The following is a 19,506-nucleotide window of genomic DNA, read 5'->3' on the forward strand; positions in this document are numbered from 1 at the left end:
GTGTCTGCCCAGATCAGCGTCACCATCGCCGGAAGCGAGCGATCGGTGCCGGAGCAGACGACTGCGGCTGACGTGTTCGGTGAGGACCGGGCGGTCCTGGTGGCCAGGGTCAACGGCGAGCTGCGCGACCTGGCCCACGTCCTCGCGGACGGGGACGTCGTCGAGCCCGTCACCGCGCAGGAGCAGGACGGCCTCGACGTGCTGCGGCACAGCGCCGCCCACGTGCTCGCGCAGGCCGTCCAGGAGGTCAACCCCAAGGCGCGTCTCGGCATCGGCCCCCCGGTGCGCGACGGGTTCTACTACGACTTCGACGTCGCCGAGCCGTTCGGTCCCGACGACCTCAAGGCCCTCGAGAAGGTCATGCAGCGCATCGTCAACGAGGGCCAGACCTTCGTGCGACGCGAGATCAGCGACGAGGAGGCCGCGGTCGAGCTGGCCGACGAGCCCTACAAGATCGAGCTGATCGGCCTCAAGGGCGGAGCCGCGGGCGACGCCGCCGAGGGCGCCGACGTCGAGGTGGGCGGCGCGCAGCTGACCATCTACGACAACCTCAAGCGGGACGGTAGCCGCGCCTGGGGTGACCTGTGCCGCGGACCGCACGTGCCGTCGACCAAGGTGCTGGGCAACGCCTTCAAGCTGATGCGCAGCGGCGGCGCCTACTGGCGCGGCTCCGAGAAGAACCCCCAGCTGCAGCGCGTCTACGGCACCGCGTGGCCGACCAAGGACGAGCTCAAGGCCTACCTCGAGCGGCTCGCCGAGGCCGAGAAGCGCGACCACCGCAAGCTCGGGGCCGAGCTCGACCTGTTCAGCTTCCCCGACGAGCTCGGGTCGGGGCTGGCGGTGTTCCACCCCAAGGGCGGGATCATCAAGCGCGAGATGGAGGACTACGTCCGCCGCCGCCACATCGAGGAGGGCTTCGAGTACGTCGGGACCCCGCACATCAGCAAGGACGGCCTGTTCCACACCTCTGGCCACCTGCCGTACTACGCGGACACCATGTTCCCGCCGATGGAGTTCGAGGGCACCGAGTACCGCCTCAAGGCCATGAACTGCCCGATGCACAACCTGATCTTCCGCTCTCGCGGGCGGTCCTACCGCGAGCTGCCGCTGCGGTTGTTCGAGTTCGGCTCGGTCTACCGGTTCGAGAAGTCGGGCGTGGTCCACGGCCTGACTCGCGTGCGCGGCATGACCCAGGACGACTCGCATTCGTACGTCACCGCCGACCAGGCCCCGGGCGAGGTCAAGCACCTCCTCGACTTCTGCCTCGGCCTCTTCCGCGACTTCGGGCTCGACGACTTCTACCTCGAGCTGTCGACCCGCGACACCGAGGGCGACAAGAAGGACAAGTTCATCGGGTCCGACGAGCAGTGGGACGTCGCCACCGCGGTCCTCGAGCAGGTGGCTGCCGAGTCCGGTCTCGAGCTCGTGCCCGACCCGGGTGGCGCGGCCTACTACGGGCCCAAGATCTCGGTTCAGGCGCGCGACGCCATCGGACGCACCTGGCAGATGTCGACCATCCAGTACGACTTCAACCAGCCCGAGCGGTTCGGCCTCGAGTACCAGGCGTCGGACGGCACCCGCAAGCAGCCCGTGATGATCCACTCGGCCAAGTTCGGCTCCATCGAGCGGTTCATCGGCGTGCTCGTCGAGCACTACGCGGGCGCGTTCCCGGTGTGGCTGTCGCCGGTGCAGGTGCTCGGGATCCCCGTCGCCGACGAGTTCAACGACTACCTGTGGGACGTGCTCTCGCAGATGAAGGCCAAGGGGATCCGGGTCGAGCTCGACGAGAGCGACGACCGGTTCCCCAAGAAGATCCGCAACGCGAGCAAGTCCAAGGTCCCGTTCACCCTCATCGCCGGCGAGGAGGACCGGGCCAAGAACGCCGTGTCCTTCCGCTACCGCAACGGCGACCAGAAGAACGGCGTGCCGATCGAGGACGCGATCGCCGAGGTCCTCCAGGCCGTCGAGTCGCGCGCGCAGGTCTGATGGAGCGCGACACCGAGTTCGCAGGCACCTCGGACGGGTTCGAGCGGCTGTGGACCCCGCACCGGATGGCGTACGTCACCGGCGAGCGGCCGAGCGAGGACGCCGGTGACGGCTGCCCGTTCTGTGCCGCGCCGGGCAAGGACGACACGACGGGCCTGATCGTCCATCGCGGGGAGCACTGCTACGTCGTCATGAACCTCTTCCCCTACAACCCCGGCCACGTCCTCGTGTGCCCCTACCGGCACGTCTCGCTCTACGTCGACCTCAGTGACGACGAGACGAGCGAGTTCACCGCTCTGACCAAGGACGCGATCGCCGCGATCGACGCGGCCAGCGCCCCGCACGGTTACAACATCGGCATGAACCAGGGTGGGGTCGCGGGTGCGGGGGTGCAGGCCCACCTGCACCAGCACGTCGTGCCGCGCTGGGGCGGCGACGCCAACTTCCTGCCCATCATCGGGCAGACGAAGGCGCTTCCGATGCTCCTCGAGGACGTGCGCTCCCGGCTGGCCGCAGCCTGGCCAGCAGCTGCCCCGGGCGGGGCAGACGCTCCAGCGGCAGGAAGCTGAACAGGCACACCACCAGGGGCAGGAAGTGGATCTTGAGCATCAGGTACGTGCTCAGGTGGAAGCCCGCGAAGAAGAGCAGCCCCGCAGCGAGTGCGCGGCCGCGCACCCACAGCAGCAGCGGTGAGCAGAACTCGGCGACGAGGACGACCCACTGCAACGCGTGGGTCAGGGCGGGGTGCGACCCCACCCAGGGGCCGATGCCGTTCGGGCGACGGGTGAGGGCCCAGATCAGGGTCGCGCCGTTGGCCCAGCCGGCACCACCGAAACGCATCTTGGCCGAGGCGGACAGGAAGTAGATGCAGACGGCACCGATCTGCACCATGCGGATCGCCCAGCCGGCCGCCTGGGTGCGCACGTGGGCGTCCGAGGTGCGCGCACGGCCCACGGTCGGCAGGACGAAGAGCGCGACGACCAGGGCGAAGTGGTCGTGGTCGACCTTGGAGTACGAGAACGCGTTGCTGACCCAGTCGAGCATGCCGACCGCGCAGACCCAGCCGGCCAGGCGGGGGAGCCGTCCCGTCGCCGCGACGGCCGAGCTGACGAGGACCACGGCCAGCAGCACCCGGACGTAGTCGTGCGAGGGCGCGGGCAGGTGCAGGAGCGAGCGGACGGTCATGCCCCGGTAGAGGCTCGGCGGCACGTCGCCGTGCGGGATCGGGTCGGTGACGATCCAAAGGACGTCGAGCCACACGAACGCGTAGACGAGGTGCCGCAGCCAGGCCACCCGGGCGAGGGGGAGGGCCGGGGCCAGGAAGCGGTCGACGGCGCTCGACGGGGCGCTCACGGAGCACCACCGGGTATGCCGCTCGGCTGCGGGTCGCGCGGGTCGCGCACCTGCCAGCTCGCGAGGGTCTTGACCGTCCTGGCGCCCGTGGGGATGTTCGTCGAGGTGTTGCGCAGGTACAGCTCGGCGTAGGCCGGCTCGTGCGGGAGCCGGCGACGGTGCAGCACAGCGACGTCCTGCAGCAGCTCGGGGTTGGCGATGATGCGGGGGGCCTGGCCCTCGATCTCGGCACGTTCGATGCCGATCTTCTCCTTGGACAACGGCACCCTGACCAGGTCGCCGTCGACCGTGAGCGCCTCCATCGTCAGCGAGTTGATGACGCCGTCGTTGCGCACCGAGAACGCGTACTGCGACATCGGGGCGAACGGCCACCACCCGTCATTGCCCACCCACGTACCCAGGCACACCGTCGTGACGACGGCCGCGGTCACCGCATACCGCCACAACGCGGCATACGGACCCCAGGCCGTCACACCCCGCGGCGCTGAGCTCTTCCCCCGACCGATCACCGGGACATGGTGCCAGAGCCCGCGCACGGGATGACACACTGGAACCATGTCGACAGGCGTGGCAGGGACGACCGGCCGGACCCCCCGGGGAGGTGTGCTCGTCTTCGACGGCGACTGCGGGTTCTGCACGACGAGCGCCAGGTTCGCCACGCGCTGGGTCGACCGGCGGCAGCGCTACTCCATCGCCCCGTGGCAGGACCTCGACCTCGCCTCCCTCGGGCTCACCGAGGACGACTGCATCGCGGCTGCCCAGTTCGTCCGTCCCGACGGGTCGGTGCGGGCGGGACACCTGGCCATCGCCGACGGACTGCTCCACGGTGCGCCGGCCTGGCGCCCGCTCGGGTGGCTCCTCACCGTGCCGGGCATCAGCGCCTTGGCCGGCTGGGTCTACACCTGGGTGGCCGACCACCGCTACGCCCTGCCCGGCGGCACACCCGCGTGTGCGCCCACGCACGTGACCGAGGACGCAGCCCGGCCTCAGTAGGCTGTGGCCCACCATGCTCAACAAGTACGCACGCGCCCTCTTCACCACGATCTTCACCCCGGTCGCCCGGCTGTTCCTCAAGCTGGGCATCAGCCCGGACGTCGTGACGATCGTCGGCACGCTCGGCGTGTGCGCGGGCGCCCTGGCGTTCTACCCGCGCGGTGAGCGCAACTTCCTGTGGGGGACGCTGGTCATCACCGCCTTCGTCTTCTCCGACACGGTCGACGGCGTCATGGCGCGCATGTCCGGCCGGTCGGGCAAGTGGGGGGCCTACCTCGACTCGACCCTCGACCGCGTCGGCGACTCCGCGATCTTCGGCGGGCTGGTGCTCTGGTACGCGGGGCGGGGGGACGACTTCCTCATGGCCGGCCTCGCCCTCGCCTGCCTCATCCTCGGTGGGGTCGTGTCGTACGCCAAGGCGCGGGCGGAGGGGCTCGGGTTCACCGCGGACGTCGGCATCGCCGAGCGCGCCGACCGCCTCGTGGCCGTCCTGGTCGCGACGGGGCTGGTCGGGCTGGGCGTCCCCGAGGTGCTGCTCACCGTCGTGCTGGCGCTGCTGGCCGTGGCCAGCTTCATCACCGTCCTGCAGCGCATGCTCACCGTGCGCCGCCAGGCCCTCGAAGCCACCTGAGCGGGCGGGTCACGTGCTCGGTCTGGGACAGGGTGTCGGCGACGCCCTCGTGGTCGGCGGCTACCGGCTCGGCTGGGGCACGGTGCGCCGCCTGCCCGAACGCACGGCGCACACGGTCTTCGAGCAGCTCGCCGACCTGACCGTCGCCAGGGGCGGCAAGGGGGTCCAGCGGCTGCGCGCCAACTACGCCAGGGTCCGGCCCGAGCTCGACGCCTCCGAGCTCGACGCGCTGGTCAAGGCCGGTATGCGGTCCTACCTGCGCTACTACTGCGAGGCCTTCCGGCTTCCGGACCGCAGCCCCGCCGAGATCGCCGCGTCGGTGCGCGTCGAGGGCGACGGGCCAGTCCGCGCCGAGCTTGCCGCTGGTCGGCCGGTCGTGTGCTTCCTGGGTCACCTGGGCAACTGGGACCTCGCCGGCGCCTGGGGCACCAAGGAGCTGGGGCCCGTCGTCACCGTGGCCGAGCGGCTCAAGCCCGAGGAGGTGTATGCCGAGTTCCTCGCCTTCCGGGAGTCGCTCGGCATGACGATCCTGCCGCTCACCGGTGGGGGAGACGTGTTCGCCCAGCTGCGCGGCCACCTGACCCGCCCCGTGCTCATGCCGCTGCTGGCCGACCGCGACCTGACGGCCCGGGGCATCGAGGTCGACCTGTGCGGCCACCGGTCCAAGATGGCGGCCGGTCCGGCAGCCCTCGCACTGGCGACCGGAGCGGCCCTGCACCCCGTGACGATCCGCTACGAGCCGGTGGACGACCGCAGCTGGCGGCAGCGCACGGTCATCACGTTCCACGAGAGGGTCGTCGTCCCGGAGARCGGCACCACCCGGGCCAAGGCCGAGTCGCTGACGCAGCAGTGCGCCGACGCGCTGGGCTCGGCGATCCGCGAGCACACCGCCGACTGGCACATGCTGCAGCGGGTGTTCCTCGACGACCTCGAGCAGTCGTCTCCGGTTCCGCAGGCCGCCGGGCAGTGGCCATGAGGATCGGGATCGTCTGTCCGTACTCGTTCGACGTGCCGGGCGGGGTGCAGTTCCACGTGCGCGACCTGGCGGAGCACTTCCTCGCGCAGGGCCACCACGTCTCCGTCCTCGCGCCGGCCGACGACGACACCCCGGTGCCCGACTACGTCGAGTCCGTCGGCGGTGCGGTGCCGGTGCGCTACAACGGCTCGGTCGCCCGGCTGAGCTTCGGCCCCGTGACGGCGGCCCGGGTGGGCAGGTGGGTCGAGCGGGGCGAGTTCGACGTGGTCCACCTGCACGAGCCGGTCACCCCGAGCATCTCCGTGCTGGCGCTGTGGGCGGCCGAGGGGCCGGTCGTCGCGACCTTCCACACGTCCAACCTGCGCTCCCGCGCGATGCAGGCCGCCTACCCGCTGCTGCGGCCCAGCCTCGAGAAGATCAACGGCCGGATCGCGGTGTCCGAGGACGCGCGCCGCACCGTCACGACCCACCTCGGTGGCGACGCGGTGGTGATCCCCAACGGCGTCAACGTCTCCCGGTTCGCCGACGCCGCACGGCGGACGGCCTGGGTCGGGACGCCGCAGGCGCCGACGCTGGCGTTCCTCGGTCGCATCGACGAGCCGCGCAAGGGCCTGCCGGTGCTGGCCGAGGCGATGCCCGCCGTGTTGGCTCAGTTCCCCGGCACGCGACTGCTCGTCGCCGGCCCCGGGGACGTCGAGGCGGCGCGCGAGCGACTCGACCCTGCTGTCGCCGCGGCCACGGAGTTCCTCGGCATGGTCAGCGACGACGACAAGGCCACGCTGCTGCGGTCCGTTGACCTGTATGTCGCGCCGCACACCGGAGGCGAGAGCTTCGGGATCGTGCTGGTCGAGGCGATGAGTGCCGGGGCTCCCGTCGTCGCGAGCAACCTCCCGGCGTTCGTCCGCGTGCTCGACGGCGGCCTGGCGGGTGCGACCTTCACCAACGAGGACGCAGCCGACCTCGCCGGTCAGGTGACCCGCCTGCTGTCCGACCCGGTGGAACGCGAACGACTCAGCCAGGTCGGGTCACGTCGCGCCCAGGTGTTCGACTGGTCGGTCGTCGCCGAGGACGTCATGGCCGTCTACGACACGGTCACCCACGGGGTTGACCACGGCCGTGGCGAGCAGTCGACCGACACGAGGTGGACCCGGCTCCTGCGCGGCCGGGTCAGGGCAGGTGAGGACTGATGGACACGCTGACCTGGGGCGCAGTGGCCGTCGCGGTGCTGCTCGGCATCGCGTGGTACCTCTCCTACAGCGCGGCCCGGCTCGACCGGCTGCACTCGCGCGTCGAGGGTGCGCTCTCCGCGCTCGACGCCCAGCTCGTCCGCCGGGCCGAGGCGACCCTCGAGCTGGCGAACTCCGGGGTGGTCGACGCGGCGAGCGCGCTGATGCTGGCCGCTGCGGCCTCGGAGTCCCTCGAGGCCCACAACGAGCGGGCCGTGGAGCACGACCTGCTCGAGGGCCAGCACTTCGCAGGCCGCGAGGTGCTCGAGAGCGACCTCACCGAGGCCCTGCAGGCGGCACTCGACCGCGAGGTCGTCGCCCAGATCAGGGCCGACGACGGACCGGGGGCCCCGATGCTGCAGCGGGTCGAGGCAGCCGCGATCCGGGTCCAGCTGGCCCGCCGCTTCCACAACGACGCGGTCAAGGACGTCCAGCGGGTGCGCCGCAAGGGGGTGGTGCGCCTGTTCCGGCTCGCCGGGCACGCCGACCTGCCCCGCACCGTCGAGTTCGACGACGAGCTCCCGCCCGCCGTCCGCGACTGACGAGAGCCCCCGGGGGTCAGCCCTCGTGGGCGGCGGCCCTCGGGGGCGGCGGCCTTCTGGGGCGTGGATGCCCGAGTCTGGAGCGGCCCGCGCACCAACTACCATGGGCCGTGAAGCGCGATCCCTGCGCTGCGCCCTGCACATCCCTTGGAGCCACCCCATGTCCGCGGACACCACCACCAACGCCAGCCAGCCGACCACCGGCACCTCCCGCGTCAAGCGCGGCATGGCCGAGATGCTCAAGGGCGGCGTCATCATGGACGTCGTCAACGCCGAGCAGGCCAAGATCGCCGAGGACGCCGGCGCCGTCGCCGTGATGGCCCTCGAGCGGGTCCCCGCCGACATCCGGGCCCAGGGTGGCGTGTCGCGCATGTCCGACCCCGACATGATCGACGGCATCATCGAGGCCGTCTCCATCCCCGTGATGGCCAAGGCCCGCATCGGCCACTTCGTGGAGGCCCAGGTGCTGCAGTCACTCGGCGTCGACTACATCGACGAGTCCGAGGTGCTCACCCCGGCCGACTACGCCAACCACATCGACAAGTGGAACTTCACCGTCCCCTTCGTCTGTGGTGCGACCAACCTCGGCGAGGCCCTGCGCCGCATCACCGAGGGCGCGGCGATGATCCGCTCCAAGGGCGAGGCCGGCACCGGCGACGTCTCCAACGCCACCACCCACATGCGCCAGATCCGCCAGCAGATCCGCAGGCTCCAGGGCCTGCCCGAGGACGAGCTCTACGTTGCCGCCAAGGAGCTGCAGGCGCCGTTCGAGCTCGTCAAGGAGGTCGCCCAGGCCGGCAAGCTGCCCGTCGTGCTGTTCACCGCCGGTGGCATCGCGACCCCCGCGGACGCCGCGATGATGATGCAGCTCGGTGCCGAGGGTGTCTTCGTGGGTTCGGGCATCTTCAAGTCCGGCAACCCGGCCCAGCGTGCCGAGGCGATCGTCAAGGCCACCACGTTCTTCGACGACCCCGACGTGATCGCCAAGGTCTCCCGCGGTCTCGGTGAGGCGATGGTGGGCATCAACGTCGACGAGATCCCCGAGCCGCACCGCCTGTCCGAGCGCGGCTGGTAGTCCGTTGAGGGGGGCGCAGGGTGCGGGGGACGGCGTCGCCCTGCTGCCCCACCCCGGCGAGCTGCTCGCGGGACTCTTCCCGATGCTGCTGCTGGTCGGGGTGGTCGTCTTCGTCGTCGTCCGCAGCCGCCGGCCGCGGGTGCCGTCGCAGCCGTGGCAGCCGGTGGCCGCAGCGGGCCATGGGCCCTCGGTGGTCGCCGCCTCGGGGATGCCCCCGCTCCCCGTCGGGCAGTGGAACGCGCAGGTCCTCCCCGACGGGTCGCTGCCGCTGTCCGGCGAGCGGGGCACGATCCGGATCGAGAACGGCTGGCTCGGCTTCCACCGCGGCGGCGCCCCCGATCCGTCCTGGCTGGTTCCTGCGGCGCAGGTGCGGGCGGGCAAGAACAGCCTGCTCTCGACCGCCGAGGTCTGGCTGGAGTCACCCGCCACCGGGCGCGTCCAGCTGTCGGTAAGCCACGAGCACATCGACGTCTTCGTGGGCAACCAGGTCAAGGACCTGCGTGAGCGGCGCCATGCTGACGAGTTCCTCTGGCTCCTGGCCCAGTCCGGTGCCGTGGTCGTCGGGGGCGGCCCGGTCCGCCCCCGAGGCCAGCCGTAGCATCTGCGGGGTGACCGCCCAGCCGACCATCGGTGTCCTCGCCGTCCAGGGAGACGTGCGCGAGCACCTGTATGCCGTGGAGCAGGCGGGCGCCCGCGGCACCACCGTGCGCCGCACGTCCGAGCTCGACGCCGTCGACGCGCTGATCGTCCCGGGTGGTGAGTCCACGACGATGGACAAGCTGGTCCGGGCCTTCGAGCTGCGCGACCCGCTGCGCGCCCGGCTGGCAGCCGGGATGCCGGCCTACGGCTCCTGCGCTGGCATGATCATGCTCGCCGACCGCATCGCCGACGCCCGGCCCGACCAGGAGACCCTGGGCGGGCTCGACATCACGGTGCGACGCAATGCGTTCGGCCGTCAGGTCGACTCCTTCGAGGAGGACCTGCACATCCGCGCCATCGGGGGAGCGCCCATGCGCGCCGTGTTCATCCGTGCCCCCTGGGTCGAGGAGGTGGGCGAGGGCGTGGAGGTCATGGCCCGCGTCGAGGACGGCCCGGCCGCAGGTAGGATCGTCGCCGTTCGCCAGGGGCCGTTGATGGCCACCTCCTTCCACCCCGAAGTGACCGGCGACCACCGGTTCCACCAGTTGTTCGTCGAGATCGTGAGAGGCAAGGCATGAGCGGCCACAGTAAGTGGGCAACCACGAAGCACAAGAAGGCGGCCATCGACGCCAAGCGCGGCAAGCTCTTCGCCAAGCTGATCAAGAACATCGAGGTCGCGGCCCGCCAGGGTGGCGGCGACCCGACCGGCAACCCCACGCTCTACGACGCCATCCAGAAGGCCAAGAAGTCGTCGGTCCCCAACAACAACATCGACAACGCGGTCAAGCGCGGGTCCGGTGCGACGGCCGGCGGCGCCGACTGGGAGACCATCACGTACGAGGGCTACGCCCCCGGCGGTGTCGCGGTCCTCATCGAGTGCCTCACCGACAACCGCAACCGCGCCGCGGCCGAGGTGCGCACCGCCCTGACCCGCAACGGCGGCCAGCTCGCCGACCCGGGCTCGGTGGCTTACGTGTTCAACCGCAAGGGGGTCGTCATCGTCCCCAAGGGCGACCGCTCCGAGGACGACGTCCTCGAGGTCGTGCTCGAGGCCGGGGCCGAGGAGGTCAACGACAACGGCGACACCTACGAGGTCATCTCCGAGGCGACCGACTTCGTCGCCGTGCGCAAGGCCCTGCAGGACGCCGGGATCGACTACGACTCCGCCGAGGCGTCGTGGGTGCCGAACCTCCAGGTCCCGCTCGACGCCGACGGCGCCCGCAAGATGATCCGCGTGATCGAGGCCCTCGAGGACTCCGACGACGTGCAGGACGTGTTCGCCAACGGTGACATCAGTGACGACGTGCTGGCCGAGCTCGAGGACGACGACGAGTAGGACTGCTCGGTCCGCCAGGCTCGACGAGGGTCCCGGTTCCGCGTGTTGCTCCGCAGACCGGGGCCGGGTCCTGTGTAGCGTTCTTCCCGAACACCTGTTCGGATGACCTGATCGGCTCGAGAGGACCTGCGGCGTGCGCGTACTCGGGGTGGACCCCGGCCTGACCCGCTGTGGCATCGGTGTCGTCGAGGGCGGCACCGGTCGCAGCGTTCGGCTCGTGGCCGTGGGTGTCGTGCGCACCCCGGCCGACCACCCGACGGCGCAGCGGCTGCTCTACCTCCAGGACGAGCTCGACACCTGGCTCGACCGGTTCGAGCCCGACGCCATCGCGGTCGAGCAGGTCTTCGCCGACGTCAACGTCGCGAGCGTCATGACCACCATGCAGGCCTCGGCCGTGCCGATGCTCGCGGCGGCCCGCCGCGGGCTGCCCGTGACCCTCCACACGCCCACCTCGGTCAAGGCGGCGGTCACGGGCTCCGGCCGGGCCGAGAAGGCCCAGGTCACGGCGATGGTGCAGCGGATCCTGCGGATGCAGACCGCCCCGAAGCCCGCCGACGCCGCCGATGCCCTGGCGCTGGCGATCTGCGACCTCTGGCAGGGGGGCRGCACCTCTCGACTGGCCGTCGCGGCTGCGAGCGAGCGCGCCCGCCTGGCCGCCCACCGGGCCGGGGTGGCACCGTGATCGCCTCGGTCCGCGGACCGGTCCGCAGCATCGGGCTCGACCGGGTCGTCGTCGAGGTCGGGGGAGTCGGCATGCTCTTGCACACCACCCCCGCCACCGCGTCCGCCCTGCACCACGGCCAGGAGGCGTCGCTCTCGACGACGCTGGTCGTGCGCGAGGACTCCCTGACCCTCTTCGGCTTCGGCTCCGATGACGAGCGCGACATCTTCGAGCAGGTGCAGACCGTCTCCGGCGTCGGACCCAGGCTGGCCCTGGCGATGCTGTCGGTCCTGGCCCCGGACCGCCTGCGTGCCGCGATCAGCGGGGGCGACATCGCAGCCCTGACGACAGTGCCCGGCATCGGCAAGAAGGGCGCCGAGCGGATGGTCCTCGAGCTGCGGGACAAGATCGGCGCCATCCCCGGCACTGCCGGGACCTCCATGACCTCGAGCGCCGGGTCGCGGGGTGCGCCCTGGCGTGAGCAGGTGGCCGAGGCACTGGTGGGGCTCGGCTGGTCGGTCAAGCAGGCCGAGGACGCCGTCGCGCGGGTGGCAGAGACCGCCGCGCCCGATGCCGCCGTCTCGGACCTGCTCCGGGCCGCCCTCCGTGAGCTGGGTCCGCGCTGATGGCGGGGACCGACGGCTTCTCCAACGAGATCTACGAGGACAGCTCGCTGGACGCGACCGCGCGCATCGTCGACGCGGGCAGCGACACCGACGACCGCACGGTCGAGGCGGCCCTGCGCCCCCGGCGGTTGTCCGAGCTGTCCGGCCAGCAGCGGGTCCGCGACCAGCTCTCCCTCGTCCTCGAGGCGGCCAAGCGCCGCGGCACGCCGCCTGACCACGTGCTGTTCTCGGGACCGCCCGGTCTCGGCAAGACGACGCTGGCCATGATCGTCGCCGCCGAGCTGGAACGTCCGATCCGCATCACCAGTGGTCCGGCGATCCAGCACGCCGGCGACCTGGCCGCGGTGCTGTCCTCCCTCATGGAGGGTGAGGTGCTGTTCCTCGACGAGATCCACCGGATGTCACGGTCGGCCGAGGAGATGCTCTACCTCGCCATGGAGGACTTCCGCGTCGACGTCATCGTCGGCAAGGGCCCGGGCGCCACGGCCATCCCGCTCGAGCTGCCACCGTTCACGGTGGTGGGCGCCACGACGCGGGCGGGCCTGCTGCCGGCTCCGCTGCGCGACCGGTTCGGGTTCACGGGGCACCTCGACTTCTATGCCACCGAGGACCTCGTCTCGATCCTGGAGCGTTCGGCCCGGCTGCTGGGGGTCGAGGCTGACGCCGACGGCATCGCCGAGATCGCCAGCCGCTCGCGCGGCACACCTCGCATCGCCAACCGGCTGCTGCGCCGGGTGCGCGACTGGGCCCAGGTGCACGGCCGCCACGTCGTCGACGAGGAGGCCGCCCACGCGGCCCTGGCGCTGTTCGACGTCGACGACCGTGGCCTCGACCGGCTCGACCGGGCCGTGCTCGACGCCCTGTGCCGTCGCTTCGCCGGGGGACCGGTGGGTCTGTCCACGCTCGCCGTCGCCGTCGGCGAGGAGGCAGACACCGTCGAGACCGTGGCCGAGCCGTTCCTCGTGCGCGAGGGCCTGATCGCCCGCACACCCCGCGGACGCGTCGCGACCGCCATGGCCTGGGCGCACCTGGGCCTCACCCCGCCGCACGGTGTGGACCTCCAGGCCCCGCTCCCGCTCGATGGTGAGACGGGCCGCTTCGGCGACTGACCCACATACGGCGCAGTGGGGATCGACACCAAATCGGAACGCGGGGACGGTGGGGCACGTTGGTCGGTGTGCCGGGAGTCACCTACACTCAGGCGGTCGCGCAGACCGGAGCGCAACCCACCCACCTCGCCGTGAAGGACTTCTCCATGTCAAGTGGCGGCTCGCCCATCGCCAGCCTGCTCATCTTCCTGCTGCCCGTGGCGCTGATCATCTTCATGGTCTTCAGCCAGCGCCGCAGGCAGCGCGAGGTCCACTCCCTGCAGGCGGCCCTGTCCGTGGGTGACGAGGTCTGCACGACCTCCGGCCTGTTCGGCACCATCACGTCCATCGACGACTCCGTCGTCACCCTGGAGATCGCTCCCGGGGTCACTGTCCGCTTCGACCGGCGGGCGATCGGCACCAAGACGGCCCCGACGGCCGTGTCCGACGTCCCCAGCAGCACCGAGTAGAGGTCCCGCACGTGGCAATCAACCCGTACCACCGCAAACCGCTGCGGGTCCTCGCGGCCCTGACCGCGATGACCCTGGCCCTCGCCGGGCTGCTGTTCGCGGCCGTGACCTGGGGGACCGGCTCCTACGAGCCCAAGCTCGGCCTCGACCTCGAGGGCGGCACCCAGATGATCCTGGAGCCGGTCCTCGTGGGGAACGCCTCGGTCTCGACCGAGCAGCTCAACCAGGCCCGCGACATCATCGTGCAGCGCGTCGACGCCAACGGCGTCGCCGGTGCCGAGGTGACCACGCGCAACGGCACCAACATCGTCGTGAGCATGCCGGGCACGCCCGACAAGGCCACCGAGGACGCCATCCGCCGCTCCTCGCAGATGCGCTTCCGCCCCGTGCTGGCCGCTGCTCCGGGCGTCAACCAGCCCGCCCCCACGACGAGCGGCACGGCCACCGGCACCGCGACCCCGACCGGGTCGGCCAGTGCCACGGCCACCGGCTCGGCAACCGCCACGGCCACCGGCGCCGCGACCACCGCCAAGTCGGCCCTGCCCGGAGCCTTCGTCAAGAGCTCGACGACCCCGACGCCCAGCCCGACGACGTCGACCCCCAGCGGCACCTCCACGGGCAGCGGCGCCAAGCCCAAGGACGGCAGCGACCTCGCGTGGGTCACCGACGAGCTGGCCGCGCAGTTCCAGGCGCTCGACTGCTCCAAGGACGGTGTGCTCGACGGGATCGTCGACGACCCGGCCAAGCCGCTCGTGACCTGCAGCGACACCGGCGCCGAGAAGTACATCCTCGGCCCGGTCGAGGTGCGTGGCGACGAGATCAAGGACGCCGTCGCGGGCTACGTGCCCCTGCAGAACGGCCAGCCGTCGAGCCAGGTCGAGATCCGCCTGTCCTTCAACGACAGCGGCACCAAGGCCTTCGGCACCGTCACCAAGCGCCTGGTCAACCTCGAGGACCCCCGCAACCGGTTCGCGGTCACCCTCGACTCCGCCGTCCTCACGGCGCCCACCGCGCAGGCAGCCATCCTCAACGGCCAGGCGAGCATCACCGGCCAGTTCACGATCAACTCGGCCCGCGACCTCGCCAACCAGCTGAAGTTCGGCGCCCTCCCGCTGTCGTTCACGCTGCAGACGCGCGACCAGATCAGCCCGACCCTCGGTGGCGAGCAGCTCCGGATGGGCCTGGTCGCCGGACTCATCGGCTTCGCCCTGGTCTTCCTCTACTCGCTGCTGCAGTACCGCGCGCTGGGGTTCGTCACGGTGGCCTCGATCCTCATCGCCGCCCTGCTGACGTACCTCACGATCACGGTGCTCGGCTGGTCGCACAACTTCCGGCTCGACATGGCGGGCGTGACCGGTCTGATCGTGGCCATCGGTGTCACCGCCGACTCCTTCATCGTGTACTTCGAACGAATCCGCGACGAGGTCCGCGAGGGCCGACCGCTGCGTGCGGCGGTCGACACCGGCTGGAAGCGCGCCCGGCGCACGATCCTGGCAGCTGACGGCGTGAACTTCCTCGCGGCCTTCGTGCTCTACCTGCTGGCGTCCTCCAACGTCCGCGGGTTCGCCTTCACGCTCGGCCTCACGACCCTGATCGACCTGCTCATCGTCGTCATGTTCACCCACCCGGTGGTGGCCCTGCTCGCCGGCACGAAGTTCTTCGGCGGTGGTCACCGCTGGTCCGGCCTCGACCCGGAGCGCCTCGGCGCCAAGGCCCACAAGCCCCGGTATGCCGGTCGCGGGAGGATCGCGATGCCCGCGCCTGCCGCCGCGTCCAACGATGGGAGCGTGCTGTGATCAACTTCGCCGCACTGGGCAACGACCTCTACACCGGCAAGAGGTCGGTCGACTTCGTCGGTCGCCAGCGTCGCTGGTACGCCCTCTCGGGCGTGTTCATCCTCATCGCAGCCATCGGCCTCATCTGGCAGGGGCTCAACCTCAGCCTCGAGTTCAGCGGTGGCTCGGAGTTCCGGGTCTCGAAGGTCCAGGCCTCCAGCGACTACGAGTCGCGTGCGCGTGACGCCGTGGGCACGGTCGAGTCGGCCGGCGCCGCCGAGATCACCAAGGTGGGCACCGGCACCATCCGGGTCCAGACCGAGAAGCTCAACGACTCCGAGATCCGTGACGTGCAGGCGGCTCTCGCCAAGGAGTTCAAGACCGACGTCTCCAACGTCTCGGCCTCGTTCGTCGGCCCCTCCTGGGGTGCGACGGTGAGCAAGAAGGCCCTCCAGGCCCTTGCGGTCTTCCTCCTGCTGGTCGCGATCGTCATGGCCGTCTACTTCCGGACCTGGAAGATGGCCGTCGCGGGTCTCGCGGCGCTGCTGCACGACCTGTTCATCACCGTGGGGATCTATGCCCTGGCCGGCTTCGAGGTCTCCCCGGCGACGATGATCGGCTTCCTCACCATCCTCGGCTACTCGCTCTACGACACCGTCGTCGTCTTCGACAAGGTCCGCGAGAACACCACCGAGGCGCTGGGCAACGGCCGGATGACCTACGCGCAGGCGGCCAACCTGGCGGTCAACCAGACGCTCGTGCGCTCGATCAACACGACGGTCGTGGCACTGCTGCCGATCGCCTCGCTCATGGTCATCGGCTTCATCTTCCTCGGCCCCGGCACGCTGCTCGACCTGTCGCTGGCGCTGTTCGTCGGTATCGCGGTCGGCGCCTACTCGTCGATCTTCATCGCGACCCCGCTGCTGGTGCACCTGCGCAGCCGCGAGCCGCAGGTGGTCGACCTCGACAAGAAGGCCACGCGCTACCAGCAGCGCCACGGCGGCAGGGTCTCGTCGTCCGACGCAGCCCCGGTCCCGCACGAGCCCGAGGCAGAGGACGCCGACTCCGAGCGCGGGCTCGCGACGGCCGGCACGTCAGCAGGTGGGGCCCGTCCCACCCGCGAGACGCACAAGTACGCCTCGTCCGGTCCGCGCAACCAGCCCAAGCGACCCCCGAAGTCCCGTCGCTGAGTCCCGAGTCCGCCGCGTCCTGAGGAGCAGTCGATGACCACAGCCGAGACGTCGCTCGCCGACTTGATCTCGAGCCGCCTGCGGGACATCCCGGACTTCCCCAAGCCCGGCGTCGTCTTCAAGGACATCACACCGCTGCTCGCCGAMGGCGCGGCCTTCGGGGCGGTCGTGCGCGACATCGCCGAGCGCCGACGCGGCATCGACCTCGTCGTGGGCATCGAGGCGCGGGGGTTCATCTTCGGCGCCGCGGTCGCGCACGAGCTCGGCATCGGGTTCGTGCCGGTGCGCAAGGCCGGCAAGCTCCCAGGCCGCACCCGCTCGGTGTCCTACGACCTCGAGTACGGCAGCGCCTCCATCGAGATCCACGAGGACTCGTTCGTCGGCGGCGAGCGGGTGCTGCTGGTCGACGACGTGCTCGCCACCGGGGGCACTGCGGCCGCCGCCTGGCAGCTCCTCGAGGCCGCCGGCGCCCAGGTGGTCGGCTTCGAGGCGTTGGTGGAGCTCCAGTTCCTGCACGGCAGGGAGCTGCTGGCGGGACGCGACGTGCACACCACCGTGGTGGTCAGCGGGGACTGAGACATGGCCGTCGGAGCCCCCCTGCGATCACGTAGGCTCTTGCCATGAGTGAGGACGTCGTCACCGGGCCGGTGCCCACCGGCGCGTCCTCCGCGAGCCGGGTGCGTGCCCGGCTCGCCCGGTTCGGCAGCCGCGGCGGCCCGACCAACCCGGTCCTCGAGCCGCTGCTCCTGACCGTGCGCGCCACCCACCCCAAGGCCGACCTCACCGTCATCGAGCGCGCCTACGTCGTCGCCGAGGAGGCCCACCGCGGCCAGACCCGCCGGTCGGGCGACGCGTACATCACCCACCCGCTGGCCGTCACCACGATCCTGGCCGAGCTGGGCATGACCCCGGCCACGCTCGCGGCGGCGCTGCTGCACGACACGGTCGAGGACACGGCATACAGCCTCGACCAGCTCGAGAAGGACTTCGGCCGCGAGGTCGCGATGCTCGTCGACGGCGTCACCAAGCTCGACAAGGTGACGTACGGCGACGCGGCCCAGGCCGAGACCGTCCGCAAGATGGTCGTGGCGATGGCTCGCGACATCCGGGTCCTCGTGATCAAGCTCGCCGACCGGCTCCACAACGCCCGCACCTGGCGCTACGTCTCGGTGGAGTCCGCGCAGCGCAAGGCGCGCGAGACGCTCGAGATCTATGCGCCGCTGGCCCACCGGCTCGGCATGAACACCATCAAGTGGGAGCTCGAGGACCTCTCGTTCGCGACGCTCTACCCCAAGGTCTACGACGAGATCGTGCGGCTCGTGGCCGAGCGGGCCCCGGCCCGCGAGGAGTTCCTGTCGGGCGTGCGCGAGCAGGTCAGCGAGGACCTCAAGGGTGCCAAGATCAAGGCCACGGTGACGGGCCGGCCCAAGCACTACTACTCCGTCTACCAGAAGATGATCGTCCGCGGTCGCGACTTCGAGGACATCTACGACCTCGTCGCGGTGCGGGTCCTGGTCGACTCCGTGCGCGACTGCTATGCCGCGCTCGGGGCGCTGCACGCGCGGTGGAACCCCCTGCCCGGGCGGTTCAAGGACTACATCGCGATGCCGAAGTTCAACATGTACCAGTCCTTGCACACCACCGTGATCGGGCCCGAGGGCAAGGCCGTCGAGATCCAGATCCGCACCCACACCATGCACCGTCGCGCCGAGTACGGCGTCGCCGCCCACTGGAAGTACAAGGAGGACGCGACGGCTCCCGCGGCGGGCGCCAAGGAGGGCGAGACCGGCCCCATCAACGACATGGCGTGGCTGCGTCAGCTGCTCGACTGGCAGAAGGAAACCGCCGACCCGGGGGAGTTCCTCGACTCGCTGCGCTTCGAGATCAACGCGCGCGAGGTCTACGTGTTCACCCCCAAGGGCGAGGTCGTGGCGCTGCCCGCCGGCTCCACCCCGGTGGACTTCGCCTACGCCGTGCACACCGAGGTCGGCCACCACTGCATCGGCGGACGCGTCAACGGGCGCCTCGTGCCCCTGGAGTCCGTGCTCGAGAACGGCGACGTCGTCGAGGTGCTGACCTCCAAGGCCGACGGTGCCGGTCCCTCGCGTGACTGGTTGACGTTCGTGAAGTCCCCGCGGGCCCGCAACAAGATCAAGCAGTGGTTCACCAAGGAACGCCGCGAGGAGATGATCGAGTCCGGCAAGGACGCGATCGCCAAGGCGATGCGCAAGGAGGGCCTGCCGCTGCAGCGGTTGCTCACCGTCGAGACCCTGACGGGGCTCGCCTCCGAGCTGCGCTACCAGGACATCGACGCCCTGTATGCCGCGGTGGGCGAGGGCCACGTGTCCGCGCAGCACGTCGTGGGCCGCCTCGTCGCGTCGCTCGGTGGTGAGGAGGGAGCGTCCGAGGACCTCGCCGAGGCCACCACACCGACCCGCTCGATGCGGCGTCGTTCGGGGGACCCGGGCGTGGTCGTCGTCGGAACCGCCGACGTGTGGGTCAAGCTTGCCCGCTGCTGCACGCCGGTCCCCGGTGACCCGATCATGGGCTTCATCACCAGGGGCAACGGCGTCTCGGTGCACCGCACCGACTGCACGAACGCGGAATCCCTGCTCTCGCAACCAGATCGGATGATCGAGGTCGAGTGGGCGCCCTCGGCTGCATCGGTGTTCCTCGTGCAGCTGCAGGTCGAGGCGCTCGACCGCAACCGGCTGCTCTCGGACGTCACCCGGGTGCTGTCCGACCAGCATGTCAACATCCTGTCGGCGTCGGTCCAGACCTCACGCGACCGGGTGGCGATCAGCAAGTTCACCTTCGAGATGGGCGACCCGAGCCACCTCGACCACGTCATGAACTCGGTCCGTAAGATCGACGGCGTCTTCGACGTCTACCGGATCACCGGCACCAAGGCGACCGCCGCCAAGGCCTGAGGGCTGATT

21 protein-coding genes are annotated in these 19,506 nt (G+C 70.8%); 19 read left to right on the forward strand and 2 right to left on the reverse strand.

The window, feature by feature from the left end; all coding sequences use genetic code 11:
• Together thrS and AC1DV7_RS01890 are read left to right on the forward strand one after the other, a co-directional pair.
• Positions 1-1,986 carry a threonine--tRNA ligase gene (gene thrS / locus AC1DV7_RS01885; RefSeq protein WP_477594014.1) on the forward strand — a complete coding sequence of 662 codons (1,986 nt, stop codon included), beginning with the start codon at positions 1-3 and terminating at the stop codon, positions 1,984-1,986.
• Positions 1,986-2,555 (forward strand): HIT family protein, encoded by a 570-nt coding sequence (locus AC1DV7_RS01890; protein WP_477594016.1) that lies wholly within the window; start codon positions 1,986-1,988, stop codon positions 2,553-2,555. The genes thrS and AC1DV7_RS01890 overlap by 1 nt, the downstream gene beginning before the upstream one ends.
• On the opposite strand, the gene AC1DV7_RS01895 is transcribed toward AC1DV7_RS01890, so the two are convergent.
• Both AC1DV7_RS01895 and AC1DV7_RS01900 read right to left on the reverse strand, forming a co-directional pair.
• Positions 2,440-3,339: a hypothetical protein gene (locus AC1DV7_RS01895; RefSeq protein WP_477594018.1), complete on the reverse strand. Its 900-nt coding sequence runs from the start codon at positions 3,337-3,339 to the stop codon at positions 2,440-2,442. The two genes, AC1DV7_RS01890 and AC1DV7_RS01895, sit on opposite strands and share 116 nt — an antisense overlap.
• The gene (locus tag AC1DV7_RS01900) at positions 3,336-3,848 is read right to left on the reverse strand and encodes a hypothetical protein (RefSeq protein WP_477594020.1); all 513 of its coding nucleotides are present in this window, start codon (positions 3,846-3,848) and stop codon (positions 3,336-3,338) included. Before AC1DV7_RS01900 ends, AC1DV7_RS01895 begins: the two co-directional genes overlap by 4 nt.
• 46 nt (positions 3,849-3,894) lie before the next feature.
• On the opposite strand from AC1DV7_RS01900, the gene AC1DV7_RS01905 reads away from it, so the two are divergent.
• The 17 genes from AC1DV7_RS01905 (at position 3,895) to AC1DV7_RS01985 (ending at position 19,497) form a co-directional block, all read left to right on the forward strand.
• The gene (locus tag AC1DV7_RS01905) at positions 3,895-4,332 is read left to right on the forward strand and encodes a thiol-disulfide oxidoreductase DCC family protein (RefSeq protein WP_477594022.1); all 438 of its coding nucleotides are present in this window, start codon (positions 3,895-3,897) and stop codon (positions 4,330-4,332) included.
• 13 nt (positions 4,333-4,345) lie between these two features.
• Positions 4,346-4,963: a phosphatidylinositol phosphate synthase gene (pgsA, locus tag AC1DV7_RS01910; RefSeq protein ID WP_477594024.1), complete on the forward strand. Its 618-nt coding sequence runs from the start codon at positions 4,346-4,348 to the stop codon at positions 4,961-4,963.
• A gap of 13 nt (positions 4,964-4,976) precedes the next feature.
• Entirely contained in the window at positions 4,977-5,939 is a 963-nt protein-coding gene (locus tag AC1DV7_RS01915) for a phosphatidylinositol mannoside acyltransferase (RefSeq protein ID WP_477594026.1), read from the forward strand.
• On the forward strand, positions 5,936-7,126 hold the full coding sequence (locus AC1DV7_RS01920; RefSeq protein WP_477594028.1) for a glycosyltransferase family 4 protein: 1,191 nt from the start codon (positions 5,936-5,938) through the stop codon (positions 7,124-7,126). The genes AC1DV7_RS01915 and AC1DV7_RS01920 overlap by 4 nt, the downstream gene beginning before the upstream one ends.
• Positions 7,126-7,707, forward strand: a complete 582-nt coding sequence (locus AC1DV7_RS01925; RefSeq protein ID WP_477594030.1) for a hypothetical protein — start codon at positions 7,126-7,128, stop codon at positions 7,705-7,707. Before AC1DV7_RS01920 ends, AC1DV7_RS01925 begins: the two co-directional genes overlap by 1 nt.
• A 160-nt stretch (positions 7,708-7,867) precedes the next feature.
• Positions 7,868-8,782 (forward strand): pyridoxal 5'-phosphate synthase lyase subunit PdxS, encoded by a 915-nt coding sequence (pdxS, locus tag AC1DV7_RS01930; protein WP_477594032.1) that lies wholly within the window; start codon positions 7,868-7,870, stop codon positions 8,780-8,782.
• Positions 8,783-8,786: 4 nt separating this feature from the next.
• On the forward strand, positions 8,787-9,380 hold the full coding sequence (locus tag AC1DV7_RS01935) for a hypothetical protein (protein ID WP_477594034.1): 594 nt from the start codon (positions 8,787-8,789) through the stop codon (positions 9,378-9,380).
• A gap of 10 nt (positions 9,381-9,390) precedes the next feature.
• A complete protein-coding gene (gene pdxT, locus AC1DV7_RS01940) occupies positions 9,391-9,999 on the forward strand; it encodes a pyridoxal 5'-phosphate synthase glutaminase subunit PdxT (protein ID WP_477594036.1) in 609 nt (202 codons plus the stop codon).
• Positions 9,996-10,757, forward strand: coding sequence for a YebC/PmpR family DNA-binding transcriptional regulator (locus tag AC1DV7_RS01945; RefSeq protein WP_477594038.1), 762 nt, complete (start codon positions 9,996-9,998; stop codon positions 10,755-10,757). The genes pdxT and AC1DV7_RS01945 overlap by 4 nt, the downstream gene beginning before the upstream one ends.
• 133 nt (positions 10,758-10,890) lie before the next feature.
• Positions 10,891-11,439: a crossover junction endodeoxyribonuclease RuvC gene (ruvC, locus tag AC1DV7_RS01950; RefSeq protein ID WP_477594039.1), complete on the forward strand. Its 549-nt coding sequence runs from the start codon at positions 10,891-10,893 to the stop codon at positions 11,437-11,439.
• Positions 11,436-12,044 (forward strand): Holliday junction branch migration protein RuvA, encoded by a 609-nt coding sequence (gene ruvA / locus AC1DV7_RS01955; protein WP_477594041.1) that lies wholly within the window; start codon positions 11,436-11,438, stop codon positions 12,042-12,044. Before ruvC ends, ruvA begins: the two co-directional genes overlap by 4 nt.
• On the forward strand, positions 12,044-13,153 hold the full coding sequence (ruvB, locus tag AC1DV7_RS01960) for a Holliday junction branch migration DNA helicase RuvB (RefSeq protein ID WP_477594043.1): 1,110 nt from the start codon (positions 12,044-12,046) through the stop codon (positions 13,151-13,153). The genes ruvA and ruvB overlap by 1 nt, the downstream gene beginning before the upstream one ends.
• 146 nt (positions 13,154-13,299) lie before the next feature.
• Entirely contained in the window at positions 13,300-13,602 is a 303-nt protein-coding gene (gene yajC / locus AC1DV7_RS01965) for a preprotein translocase subunit YajC (RefSeq protein ID WP_477594045.1), read from the forward strand.
• 11 nt (positions 13,603-13,613) lie between these two features.
• Complete coding sequence (gene secD, locus AC1DV7_RS01970) at positions 13,614-15,398, forward strand: protein translocase subunit SecD (RefSeq protein ID WP_477594047.1); 1,785 nt, start codon at positions 13,614-13,616, stop codon at positions 15,396-15,398.
• A complete protein-coding gene (secF, locus tag AC1DV7_RS01975; protein WP_477594049.1) occupies positions 15,395-16,567 on the forward strand; it encodes a protein translocase subunit SecF in 1,173 nt (390 codons plus the stop codon). Before secD ends, secF begins: the two co-directional genes overlap by 4 nt.
• A gap of 33 nt (positions 16,568-16,600) precedes the next feature.
• Entirely contained in the window at positions 16,601-17,143 is a 543-nt protein-coding gene (locus AC1DV7_RS01980; RefSeq protein ID WP_477594050.1) for an adenine phosphoribosyltransferase, read from the forward strand.
• A 44-nt stretch (positions 17,144-17,187) separates the two neighbouring features.
• Entirely contained in the window at positions 17,188-19,497 is a 2,310-nt protein-coding gene (locus AC1DV7_RS01985) for a RelA/SpoT family protein (protein ID WP_477594052.1), read from the forward strand.
• Positions 19,498-19,506: the final 9 nt, after the last annotated feature.

It is taken from the genome of Pedococcus sp. P2_E4, assembly GCF_056403935.1.

Excerpts from the sequence above, each read along its gene's own strand:
- AC1DV7_RS01890 (WP_477594016.1), top strand. The coding sequence starts at position 1,986 with ATGGAGCGCGACACCGAGTTCGCAGGCACCTCGGACGGGTTCGAGCGG.
- AC1DV7_RS01905 (WP_477594022.1), top strand. The coding sequence starts at position 3,895 with ATGTCGACAGGCGTGGCAGGGACGACCGGCCGGACCCCCCGGGGAGGT.
- pgsA (WP_477594024.1), top strand. The coding sequence starts at position 4,346 with ATGCTCAACAAGTACGCACGCGCCCTCTTCACCACGATCTTCACCCCG.
- AC1DV7_RS01920 (WP_477594028.1), top strand. The coding sequence starts at position 5,936 with ATGAGGATCGGGATCGTCTGTCCGTACTCGTTCGACGTGCCGGGCGGG.
- AC1DV7_RS01925 (WP_477594030.1), top strand. The coding sequence starts at position 7,126 with ATGGACACGCTGACCTGGGGCGCAGTGGCCGTCGCGGTGCTGCTCGGC.
- pdxS (WP_477594032.1), top strand. The coding sequence starts at position 7,868 with ATGTCCGCGGACACCACCACCAACGCCAGCCAGCCGACCACCGGCACC.
- AC1DV7_RS01945 (WP_477594038.1), top strand. The coding sequence starts at position 9,996 with ATGAGCGGCCACAGTAAGTGGGCAACCACGAAGCACAAGAAGGCGGCC.
- ruvB (WP_477594043.1), top strand. The coding sequence starts at position 12,044 with ATGGCGGGGACCGACGGCTTCTCCAACGAGATCTACGAGGACAGCTCG.
- yajC (WP_477594045.1), top strand. The coding sequence starts at position 13,300 with ATGTCAAGTGGCGGCTCGCCCATCGCCAGCCTGCTCATCTTCCTGCTG.
- AC1DV7_RS01985 (WP_477594052.1), top strand. The coding sequence starts at position 17,188 with ATGAGTGAGGACGTCGTCACCGGGCCGGTGCCCACCGGCGCGTCCTCC.